This is a genomic window from Xanthobacter sp. SG618, assembly GCF_012932745.1.
Classification (GTDB): domain Bacteria; phylum Pseudomonadota; class Alphaproteobacteria; order Rhizobiales; family Xanthobacteraceae; genus Xanthobacter; species Xanthobacter flavus.
The window spans coordinates 296986-308381 of the sequence record NZ_JABBHL010000005.1; the positions used below are offsets into that span (position 1 = coordinate 296986).

9 protein-coding genes are annotated in these 11396 nt (G+C 68.4%); 3 read left to right on the forward strand and 6 right to left on the reverse strand.

Annotated elements, in window-relative coordinates:
* Positions 1-3: 3 nt before the first annotated feature.
* A complete protein-coding gene (locus tag FHT36_RS15860; protein WP_210257794.1) occupies positions 4-2487 on the forward strand; it encodes a DNA translocase FtsK in 2484 nt (827 codons plus the stop codon).
* A gap of 196 nt (positions 2488-2683) precedes the next feature.
* Positions 2684-3496, forward strand: coding sequence for an outer-membrane lipoprotein carrier protein LolA (locus FHT36_RS15865; protein ID WP_246702259.1), 813 nt, complete (start codon positions 2684-2686; stop codon positions 3494-3496).
* A 28-nt stretch (positions 3497-3524) separates the two neighbouring features.
* On the opposite strand, the gene recR is transcribed toward FHT36_RS15865, so the two are convergent.
* A complete protein-coding gene (gene recR / locus FHT36_RS15870) occupies positions 3525-4130 on the reverse strand; it encodes a recombination mediator RecR (RefSeq protein ID WP_169123453.1) in 606 nt (201 codons plus the stop codon).
* 695 nt (positions 4131-4825) lie between these two features.
* On the opposite strand from recR, the gene FHT36_RS15875 reads away from it, so the two are divergent.
* Positions 4826-5290 (forward strand): MucR family transcriptional regulator, encoded by a 465-nt coding sequence (locus FHT36_RS15875; protein ID WP_169123454.1) that lies wholly within the window; start codon positions 4826-4828, stop codon positions 5288-5290.
* Positions 5291-5395: 105 nt separating this feature from the next.
* Here the strand turns inward: FHT36_RS15875 and FHT36_RS15880 are convergent, their stop codons facing one another.
* The 5 genes from FHT36_RS15880 to mnmE form a co-directional block, all read right to left on the reverse strand.
* Positions 5396-6289 carry a ParB/RepB/Spo0J family partition protein gene (locus tag FHT36_RS15880; protein WP_169123455.1) on the reverse strand — a complete coding sequence of 298 codons (894 nt, stop codon included), beginning with the start codon at positions 6287-6289 and terminating at the stop codon, positions 5396-5398.
* Between the two features lie 26 nt (positions 6290-6315).
* Entirely contained in the window at positions 6316-7170 is an 855-nt protein-coding gene (locus FHT36_RS15885) for a ParA family protein (RefSeq protein WP_024281439.1), read from the reverse strand.
* Positions 7171-7275: 105 nt separating this feature from the next.
* Positions 7276-7932, reverse strand: coding sequence for a 16S rRNA (guanine(527)-N(7))-methyltransferase RsmG (gene rsmG, locus FHT36_RS15890; RefSeq protein ID WP_169123456.1), 657 nt, complete (start codon positions 7930-7932; stop codon positions 7276-7278).
* A 43-nt stretch (positions 7933-7975) separates the two neighbouring features.
* Positions 7976-9853 carry a tRNA uridine-5-carboxymethylaminomethyl(34) synthesis enzyme MnmG gene (gene mnmG, locus FHT36_RS15895; RefSeq protein ID WP_169123457.1) on the reverse strand — a complete coding sequence of 626 codons (1878 nt, stop codon included), beginning with the start codon at positions 9851-9853 and terminating at the stop codon, positions 7976-7978.
* Between the two features lie 102 nt (positions 9854-9955).
* Positions 9956-11266, reverse strand: a complete 1311-nt coding sequence (gene mnmE, locus FHT36_RS15900; RefSeq protein WP_169123458.1) for a tRNA uridine-5-carboxymethylaminomethyl(34) synthesis GTPase MnmE — start codon at positions 11264-11266, stop codon at positions 9956-9958.
* Positions 11267-11396: the final 130 nt, after the last annotated feature.

Here is an 11396-nt window from a genome sequence, read left to right on the forward strand (position 1 = left end):
CCCATGCCCATGGCCCGCCGACGCCCGAAGGCTGCCGCCACCGCCGATGCCGTCATCAACAGCCGGATGGATGCGCCTCACCACCACATGCCGCGCATCGAACTGATCCCCGAGAGCATCCGCCTCGTGGTGCGCCGGCGCGGGCGGGAGATTGTCGGCACCGGACTGATCCTCGCGACGCTGATCTCCTTCGTCGCGCTCGGCACCTGGTCCGCGGCGGATCCGAGCCTGTCGAACGCCACCCATGCGCCGGTCACCAACCTGCTGGGGCGGCCGGGCGCGATCATCGCCGATCTGCTGGTCCAGTTGTTCGGCCTCGCCGCGCTCGCCGTGCTGCTGCCGCCGCTCTATGCCGGCTGGCGGCTCGTGACGCATCGCCCGTTCGCGCGCGAACGCCTGCGCATCACCTGCTGGCTCATCGGGGTGCTGGGCGCCACCGCATTCCTCGGCGCCATCCCGCAGCCGGACCACTGGCCGGGCCTCACCGGCCTCGGCGGCGCTTTGGGCGATCTGTTTCCCCGCGCCTTCGGCGTGATGCGCGGCGGCGCCCTCGCCGCCCTCGATTCGATGCTGATCGGCGCGGCCGGGCTCGCCATCGGCGCCGCCGGCCTGTTCTTCGCCCTGAGCGGCGGCCGGCGCACGCCCCTGAAGCTTGCCCCCGCCTCCGAGCTGCCGGGCGAGGTGGGTGACGAGGACGAGGAGGACGACGGCACCGCCGTTTCCCTGGGCGCCCTCACCCACACCTTCCTGTCGTGGAAGGCCCGCCTCTCCGGTGCCGGGCTCGCCCGCCGCGCCATGCCCGCCCCCGCCGCTTCGGCCGGCCCAGCGGAAGGCGCAGGCCAACGCCAGGAACCGCGCCTGGAGGGTGCCGGCGCGCCCGCGCCCCACGACGTCCCCGATGCCTCGCTGGATGCTGCCTCTGAGAGCCCCGCTGCCCGCCGCCGCGCGGCCCGGCGCGGTGGCCGCCGCGCCGGCTACCAGCATCCCTCCCTCGAATTGCTGACACCCGCGCCCCCCGCCAGGGCCCCGGCCATGAGCCCGGAAGCCTTGTCCGAGACCGCCCGCGAGCTGGAGGCGACCCTTCAGGACTTCGGCGTGCGCGGCGAGATCGGCCAGGTGCGCCCCGGCCCGGTGGTGACACTCTACGAGCTGGAGCCGGCGCCGGGCATCAAGTCGTCCCGCGTCATCGGCCTCGCCGACGACATCGCCCGCTCCATGAGCGCCATCTCCGCCCGCGTCGCCGTGGTACCGGGCCGCAACGCCATCGGGATCGAGCTGCCCAACCAGAAGCGCGACAAGGTGCTGCTGCGCGAGCTGATCGCCACCAAGGATTTCGGCGACACCGGGCACAAGCTCGCCATCGCGCTGGGCAAGACCATCGGCGGCGATCCGGTGATCGTCGATCTCGCGCGGATGCCTCACTTGCTGGTGGCCGGCACCACCGGCTCCGGCAAGTCGGTGGCCATCAATACCATGATCCTGAGCCTGCTTTACCGGCTGAAGCCGGAACAGTGCCGGCTCATCATGGTCGATCCCAAGATGCTGGAGCTCTCCGTCTATGACGGCATCCCCCATCTTCTTGCCCCGGTCGTCACCGATCCGAAGAAGGCGGTGGTGGCGCTGAAGTGGGCGGTGAAGGAGATGGAAGACCGCTACAAGAAGATGTCCAAGCTCGGCGTGCGCAACATCGACGGCTTCAACGCCCGGGTGAAGGACGCCAGCGAGAAGGGCGAATCCATCGCCCGCACGGTGCAGACCGGCTTCGACCACGAGACCGGCGAAGCCATCTACGAGCGCGAGGAGATGAACCTCGAGCCCCTGCCCTACATCGTCGTCATCGTCGACGAGATGGCCGACCTGATGCTGGTCGCCGGCAAGGACATCGAGGGCGCCATCCAGCGTCTCGCCCAGATGGCGCGTGCCGCCGGCATCCATCTGGTGATGGCGACGCAGCGCCCGTCCGTGGACGTGATCACCGGCACCATCAAGGCGAACTTCCCTACCCGGATCTCCTTCCAGGTGACCTCGAAGATCGACAGCCGCACCATCCTCGGCGAGATGGGCGCCGAGCAGCTGCTGGGCCAGGGCGACATGCTCTACATGGCCGGCGGCGGTCGCATCAGCCGCGTCCACGGCCCCTTCGTCTCCGACGAGGAGGTGGAGAGCGTGGTGAAACACCTCAAGGCCCAGGGCGCCCCCGCTTATGTGGAGGCGGTGACCGCCGAGGATGCGGAGGACGAGGACGGCGACGGCGCGGTGTTCGACAAGAGCGGCATGGGCGATGAGGGGATGGACCTCTATTCGCAGGCGGTGGCGGTGGTGATGCGGGATCGCAAATGCTCCACCTCCTATATCCAGCGCCGGCTCCAGATCGGCTATAATCGCGCTGCTTCGCTGGTCGAGCGCATGGAGAAAGAGGGCCTTGTCGGCTCGCCCAACCACGCCGGCAAGCGCGAGATCCTGCTGCCCGAGCAGGCAGCCGAATGAGCGTGCTGCGTCATTGTCCCGCCTGAACGGTTGCCGGTTCCGGTTGCAGCTTCGGCCTAACCGGAACAGAAGCGGCGCTGGGCGGTTTTCCCAGGCATCGGCAAGGCCACAGGTTCGCCATAGCCCGGCCGCAAGTTGCGTATTAGACCCCTGTCCATCCGATCAGCCCGCGCGGGACGGGATCGGAGCGTCGGGAATGACCTTCCTGCCAGCGACACGCCCCGCGCCAGAGATGCTCATGATGCTCATCCGCTCCGCCGCCACCCGCTTTGCCCGCAGCGCCCAGCGCGAGACCCTCGTCCCGTCGGCGAAGGTGCGCCGCGTGGGCGCCGCCGGTCTGCTGCTGGCGCTGGGATTGGCTGCGGCCGGCCCGGCCGTCGCGCAAACGGTGCAGCCCCCCGCCGACCTCCTGCGCATACAGGGCCAGAAGGCCGGCCAGGCCGCACCGGCCGTGGCACAGCCGGCGGACGGGCGTGCGCCGAAGGCAACCGTGGACCGCATCACCAACTACTTCAATTCGGTGCAGTCGATGACTGGCACCTTTACCCAGATCGACCCGGACGGCTCCAAGCGCACGGGCGACTTCTACATGCAGAAGCCCGGCCGCGTGCGCTTCGAATACGACGCGCCGAGCCCGGTGGAGCTGATTTCCAATGGTCAGTCGGTGGCGGTCCGTGATCGGAATCTGAATACGCAGGACATCACGCCTTTGTCGCAGACGCCGCTGCGCTTCCTGCTCGCGGAGCGCATCGACCTTGGGGCGGAGCCGCATGTGACGGGCATCTTCCAGGACGACCGCTTCGTGACGGTGGTGATGCAGGAGACCGTGCCCATGTTCGGCACCTACCGGCTGCTCATCCTATTCGATGCCAAGACCTCGGCCCTGAAGCAGTGGGTCGTTACCGACCCGCAGGGCTATGACACGCAGGTGTCGCTGTCGAACGTCCAGGTGAACAAGCGCCCCGACCCCAAGCTGTTCGTCATCAATTTCGAGCGGATGCTGCAGTAAAAGCTGGGGACGACTGCCCGTCCGCCGATCACATCTGCGTGCGTGCGCGGATGGCGGCGGAAAGGGTTCCCTCGTCGAGATAATCGAGTTCACCGCCCACGGGCACACCCTGTGCGAGGCGCGTGACGCGGGCACCGGTGTCGCGCAAGACATCGGTGAGGTAATGGGCCGTTGTCTGCCCGTCCACCGTGGCGCCAAGCGCCAGGATCACTTCCGAGACCTCCTGGTCGTGCACCCGCGTGACGAGGCTCGCGATGTTGAGATCGTCAGGCCCGACCCCGTCCAGCGGCGACAGAACGCCTCCCAGCACGTGATAGCGGGCATTGAGGACGCCGGCGCGCTCGAGCGCCCAGAGATCGCCCACGTCCGCCACCACCACCAGCGTGCGCGCATCCCGCGTCGGGTCGGTGCAGACGGTGCAGGGATCGGTCACGTCCACATTACCGCACGTGCGGCAGGTGACGATCTTGCCGATCGCGTCGCCCAGCGCCGTCGCCAGCGGCGCCATCAGCGCCTCTCGCTTCTTGATGAGATGCAGCGCCACCCGGCGCGCCGAACGCGGGCCGAGGCCGGGCAGCCGGGCCAGAAGCTGGATCAGACGCTCGATTTCGGGGCCGGCAACGGCGCGTGGCATGGCATCCTCGTCCCCGCATGGCGGGAGCGCTGGGCGTCCGGCGCCGCTCGGGAGAAACGTGCCGAACCGTAGACCTGAAGCCGCCCCCGGGCGGGTGGCGGATCAAGCCCCACCTAACGCGGTTCGGCCCGGTGCGCCAGCGTAAACGGAAGGGCCTCGGGCTCACGCTACCGACAAGCTCAAGACCGCTGTTCGTTTCGCCCAAGCAGCTCGAGGCGGGGGCGCGACGTGAGGGAAACCTCTGCCGCCGCCGCACTCGAAAGTTGTACAAATCGGAGCATGTACTTGTTGCTGCCGCCGTAGAAGAACACAGCGCGGCGGCCTCCACCTAGTATCTCCCCGGCTACGGACGCACTGCCTTGATGGCCGGCGAACCGGGAACACTTCCAGGGTCCGATGTTTTCATCTGTCGGCCCATCGATTCGCTGATCTGCCAAGGATCATCTCACACGGATGAACCCGCTACGGCGCCTCCGAGACAGCCGCAAACCCGCTCTACTGCTGGTTTTCGAAGAACTTTTCAGACCCGATTGTATTTATAAGACGAGGTGATATAGATTAACCGTGAAACTAAGTCAGCCGATGCGGCGTCAGCCCCGGCGGAGCATGTGTCCGAGGCTCATCGTGACCCGGTCGCAGACCAACCGCTCCCCGCATTGCCCGCTCGCCATAGCGAAGAACAGAAAGGGACTCCCGTGAGCGACTCCGCGTCCAATACTCCATCGCCGAGCTTCATCGACTTCACTGCGGACATCGTTGCCGCGTATGTGAGCAACAACAGCGTCGCGGCCACCGAGCTTCCCGGTCTTATCGAGTCCGTCTACCGCGCCCTCGGCCAGCTCGGCACCCCGGCCGCCCCGCAGGTGGAAGAGCAGAAGCCGGCCGTCCCGCTCAAGAAGTCGGTGACGCCCGAATACATCGTCTGCCTGGAAGACGGGAAGAAGTTCAAGTCTCTGAAGCGGCACCTGCGCACCAGCTACGGGATGACCCCCGAGGCTTACCGCGAAAAGTGGGGTCTCCCGAAGGATTATCCCATGGTCGCCCCGGCCTATGCTGCGGCCCGCTCCGAGCTCGCCAAGAACATGGGCCTCGGCCAGACCCGCAAGAAGGCGCCCGCCGCCCCTGCGAAGAAGACCACCCGTCGCAAGGCCGCTGCCTGATTAATCGAGATTTGGCCGCGTTCTCCCAAGAAGACGCGGCCAGGATCTCAACGAAGCAAGGCCGGGCAGATGCCCGGCCTTTTTCTTTGCCCAATGCTGTAAACGTCAGTCCAGACCGAGCTTCCGGCAGATCTCGTCGAGCTGGTCGAGGCTCGCATAGCGGATGCGCAGCTCACCCGCCTCGCCCTTGCCTTCGAGGCTCACGGCCAGGCCCAGCGCATCAGCCAGCCGCTTCTCCAGCGCACGGGTGTCGGCGCTCTTGCGCTCGGGGGCAGAGGCGGGCGCACCGCGTCCCGCGACCGGGGCTGGGAGCGTCTTCGCCTTGGAGAGGGCTTCCACATCGCGCACCGTCAGGCCCTTGGCGATGACCTCACGGGCCACCTTCTCGGGATCGGAGACGGCGAGAAGGGCCCGCGCGTGGCCGGCGCTGAGCCGCCCCTCCGCCAGATGCCCCTTCACGGCTTCCGGCAGCTTCAGCAGCCGCAGCGTGTTGGCGATGTGGCTGCGGCTCTTGCCGATGACCTTGGAAAGCTCGTTCTGGTTGTATTCGAACTCGTCCATCAGGGCTTCATAGCCCTGCGCCTCTTCCACCGGATTGAGGTCGGCGCGCTGGACGTTCTCGATGATCGCGATTTCGAGCGCCTCGCGATCGCTGAGGTCCAGCACCACCACCGGCACCTCGTGCAGGCTCGCCCGCTGGGCGGCCCGCCAGCGGCGTTCGCCGGCGACGATCTCGAAGCTGTCGGACCCCTTCAGCGGCCGCACCACGATGGGCTGGATGATGCCCTTCTCGCGGATGGAGGCAGTGAGATCCTCCAGCCCCTCCTCCAGGAAGGCGCGGCGCGGGTTGCGCGGGTTCGCCTTCACCTGCTCGATGGGCACGCGGCGGGGCCCGCCCCGGGTGCCTGAGCTGCGCGTCGGCGCCGCCTGCGGCTCGCCCATCTCGCCGATCAGCGCGGCAAGCCCCCGCCCCAGCCGGGAGCGCTGTTCATCCGCCATCTTCGTCCGGTCCCTCTGGTCTTCCCTCAGGCCGCCGCCGCTGCCCGTGCCGCACGCTCGCGCTGGATCACCTCCGACGCGAGCCGCAAATAAGCCTGTGACCCCAAGCACTTGAGATCGTATAGCAGAACCGGCTTGCCATAAGAGGGCGCTTCCGAGACGCGCACGTTCCGGGGAATGATGGTCTCATAGACCTTGTCCCCCATGAACTGCCGCACGTCCTGCACCACCTGCTCAGACAGGTTGTTGCGCCCGTCATACATGGTCAGCACGATGCCGTGGATGGTGAGGCTAGGGTTCAGACCCACCCGCACTTGCTCCACGGTCTTCATCAGCTGAGAGAGGCCTTCCAGCGCGAAGAACTCGCACTGCAGCGGCACCACGATCGCGTCCGCCGCCGCCATGGCGTTGACGGTGAGGAGCGACAGGGACGGGGGGCAATCCACCAGCACATAGGAAAAGCGCGGCGCCTCGGGATCGGCCGCGAGTGCCCGGAGGGCGTCGCGCAGGCGATAGGCGCGATCGCGCTCGGCGGCGATCTCCAGCTCCAGCCCGGACAGATCGAGGGTGGAGGGCGCCACATAGAGCTGCGGAACCCCCGTCGGCATCACCGTCTCACGCATGGTGGCTTCACCCACCAGCACGTCGTAGGTGGAGACGTTGCGGGAGCGGCGATCGATGCCGAGGCCCGTGGAGGCGTTGCCCTGGGGGTCGAGGTCCACCACCAACACGGTCTCGCCGATGGCCGCCAGCGCGGTGCCGAGATTGATCGCTGTCGTGGTCTTGCCCACGCCGCCCTTCTGGTTGGCGAGCGCCAGCACGCGCGGCGCGCCGGCCGGCAGGGAAAGATCGGCTCCCGAGGAATAATCAGCCTGGCTCATGGCCCGTGGTCCCCTTGGATCTGGTTCCGCGGGGCGTGACCCCACGGATGAGAACGTCCACCCGGTGGCGTCGGCCCGATGGGGCGCGCCTTCCGGGCGGGGTGGCTATTTGCTGCTGCGCCTTGCGCTCCTCACGAGAAGAACCCGCGCCTCTCGGTCGCTGACGCTGGCGCGAAGATCGCAATCGAGTGTCCAGCCTTTACGGGCTTCGGTCAATTCGCGTTCGGCGTCGCGGCCCTTGGGAAACACACCAAGCGCACCGGCGGAAAGGAACGGCTCGGCCAGCTCCAGAAGCTTGGGGAGGGGCGCCAGCGCACGCGCGGACACCACCTGTGTTCCCGGCGCAAGTGTCTGCGCAACCTGCTCGATTCGCTGGGCGTGGACCCGCAGCGGCAGCTCCGCAACCCGCGCCGCCTCGCGCAGGAAGGCGGACTTGCGGGTGTCGCTCTCCACCAGATGGACATCCGCGCCCGGCCGATCCGCCAGAACGGCGGCAATCACGAGACCGGGGAATCCGCCGCCGGACCCCAGATCCACCCACCGCGCGACGTCCGCCGGAACATGGTTAATCAATTGCAGCGAATCAGCGATGTGCCGGCTCCACACCTCCGGCAGCGTCGCGGGCGCAACGAGATTGATGGTTTTCTGCCATTTGCGCAGCAGCTCGGCGATGAGGTCGAGGCGGCGGAATGTTTCACGTGAAACCAGCCCCTCGACCGTTGCGCGCACCGCGTCGTCGCCTCCCGCGCCAGTCCCCTTCATCGGCGCGCCTCCATCCCCGTGATCCACAGCTTGAACGAACCGATCATGCGGGGCGCCCGCCCGCCCGACGCGCATGGGTGGCGATGAGCGCGAGCGCAGCCGGGGTCATTCCTTCCATGCGCCCTGCCTGTCCCACGGTGCGCGGGCGCACCCGCTCCAGCTTCTGCTTCAGTTCGTTGGAGAGCCCCGGCAGATCGGCATAGGACAGCTCTTCGGGCAGGGAGAGCGCCTCGTCCTTCCGCAGCGTGTGAATGTCCGCCGCCTGCCGCTCCAGATAGACCGCATACTTCGCGTCGATCTCGACCTGCTCGGCAATGGCGGTCGGCAGCGCGGAGAGTTCCGGCCAGATCATCGCGAGCCGCGCCATATCGATGTCGGGGTAGGCGAGAAGGTCGAAGGCACTGCGGCGCTGGCCGTCGCGGTTCAAGGCAAGGCCGTGTCGCGCCCCTTCCGTCGGCGTGAGCGACAGGCTGCGGGTGAGGGCGCGTGCCCCCTCCAGCGCCTCTGTGCGCGTATGGAAATGCGCCAGCCGCTCGGTCCCGACCAGACCCAGCGCATCACCGCGCGCGGTCAGCCGCTGGTCGGCATTGTCGGCCCGCAGGGTCAGACGATATTCGGCGCGCGAGGTGAACATGCGATAGGGCTCGCTGACGCCGCGCGTCACGAGGTCGTCCACCATCACGCCCAAATAGGCCTCGGCCCGATCGAGCACGATCCCGTCCGACCCGCCCGCGCGCCGGGCGGCATTGAGGCCGGCGAGCAGCCCCTGCGCGGCGGCTTCCTCATATCCCGTGGTGCCGTTGATCTGCCCCGCGAGGAAGAGACCCGCCACACGCTTGGTCTCCAGGGTCGGAGCAAGCTCGCGCGGGTCCACATGGTCATACTCGATGGCGTAGCCCGGCCGCAGCACCGCCACCTGCTCCAGACCGGGGATGGTGCGCAGGAAGGCGAGCTGCACGTCGGCCGGCAGGGAGGTGGATAGGCCATTAGGATAGACGGTGGGATCGTCCAGCCCCTCCGGCTCGAGGAAGATCTGGTGGCCGTCGCGATCACCGAAGCGGACGATCTTGTCCTCGATGGAGGGGCAATAGCGCGGCCCGGTGCTGCCGATGCGCCCGGAATACATGGCCGAGCGGGAGAGGTTCTGCCGGATCAGCTCGTGGGTCGCGTCGGTGGTGCGGGTGATGCCGCATTCCACCTGCGGATTGGGGAGGCGCGTGGTGAGCGCGGAGAAGGGCTCGGGCGGATCGTCGCCGGCCTGCATTTCAAGGCTGGCCCAATCGATGGTGCGGCCATCGAGCCTGGCCGGGGTGCCGGTCTTGAGACGGCCGAGCGCGAAGCCGAGACGCGAGAGGGCAGGGGAGAGGCCAAGCGCGGGCTTCTCGCCCATGCGCCCGGCGGGATAGCTCTCCTCGCCCAGATGGATCAGTCCGTTCAGGAAGGTGCCCGTGGTGAGCACGACCGCGCCGCAGGCGAGCTCCCGGCCGTCGGCGAGACGCAGCCCCACCACGCGGCCGTCCTTCACGAGGAGATCGTCGGCCTCGCCCTCGACGACTTCCAGCCCCGGCTGCTCGGCGAGAGCCTGCTGCATGGCGCGGGCATAGAGCTTGCGGTCCGCCTGCGCGCGCGGCCCCCGCACGGCAGGTCCCTTGCGTCGGTTGAGCACACGAAACTGGATGCCGCCCTGATCCGCAACCCGGCCCATCAATCCATCCAGCGCATCGATCTCGCGCACCAGATGGCCCTTGCCCAGTCCGCCGATGGCGGGATTGCAAGACATGGCGCCGATGGTGGCCTGCGCGTGGGTGACGAGCGCCGTGCGCGCGCCGACCCGCGCCGCGGCGGCGGCGGCTTCGCATCCGGCATGTCCGCCGCCCACGACGAGGACATCGAAGGCGAGCGGGTGGGGCGTTCCGTTCATGATGGTCCGGGACAGAGGGATATTGCCCCTCTGGAAACGCCCCTTCTTGGGCGCCGTCAAGGCTGGGCAGAATGTTTCACGTGAAACACGCCGGCCCGGCGCTCATTTGCCGATGCAGAAGGTGCTGAAGAGGCGATCGAGCACGTCCTCCACATCCACCCGGCCGATGGTCTGGTCGAGGGCCCGCACCGCGAGACGGACATCCTCGGCCCGAAGTTCCTCGTGTTCGCCATGCGCGCCCATGGCCCGCTCCAGATGGCGGGCCGCATCTTCAAGGGCGAGGCGCTGGCGTTCCCGCGTCACCAGTGCCGGCTCGCGGCCGCAGAGCACCTCGGCCCGCGCCGCGATGGCGGCGACCACATCCTCGATACCCTCCCCGGTGACGGTGGAAAGGCCGATGAAGCCATCGGGCACAGTCCCGCCCTGGTCGATCTTCGTCCGCACGCAGATGGCAGCGGCGAAGGCGGCGGGCCGCGAAGTCCCCTCGTCGCTGAGCCAGAGCACCGCATCCGCGACCTCAGCACGGGCGAGCGCCCGGCGCACGCCTTCGGCTTCCACGGCGTCGGCCGTCTCGCGCAGGCCGGCCGTGTCGAGCAGCGTGACCGCCTGTCCGGCAAGTTCCAGGTGCACCTCCAGCACGTCGCGGGTGGTGCCCGCGACCGGGGAGACGATGGCGGCATCACGCCCGGCGAGGCGATTCAGCAGGGAGGATTTTCCCGCATTGGGTGGGCCGGCGATGGCCACCACAAGTCCATCCCGCACCCGCTCGCCTCGCTCCGCATCCGCCAGCGCCGCAAACAATTCGCGATGGAGACCGCCAATGATGTCCAGCGCTGGCCGGGCCACATCCTCCGCGACGTCCGCCTCGTCGGAAAAGTCGATGCCCGCTTCCAGAAGGGCGAGGGCTGAGACCAGCCCCTCCCGCCATCCCGTCACGCGGCGGGACAGCGTGCCCGAGGCAAGCGCCATTGCCTGCCGCCGCTGCGCCTCGGTCTCGGCAGCGATGAGATCGGCGAGGCCCTCCACCTCGGCGAGGTCCAGCTTGCCGTTGGCGTGGGCACGCCGGGTGAACTCACCGGCGTCCGCCGGGCGGAGGCCGGGAAGCGAGCCGAGCGCACGCAGCACCGCGGCCACCACCGCGCGCCCGCCGTGGAGATGCAGCTCCACCACATCCTCCCCCGTGGCGCTGGCCGGACCGGGGAAGAAGAGCACCAGTCCGCGATCCAACTCCTCGCCCGTTGCGGGATGATGCAGGGCCGTATAGCGGGCCATGCGCGGCGGGGGCAGGGTGCCTGAGAGCGCCAACGCCGCAACGCCGGCCTCCTGCCCGGAGAGGCGGAGCACGGCGACGCCGGCCGGCAGACGCCCGGACGACAGAGCGAAGATGGTGTCGCTGGCGGTTTCACCGGGCATGGCTTGATCCTCCAGGCGAGTGGCTGCGGATTTGCACGGCGCCCCGGACCAGACGCCCCGCACCCCGTTTCTTCGCCTGAACCTTTATCCTGCGATCACGTTGCCTTCAAAGCCGGCCAAAGCCGAAGGA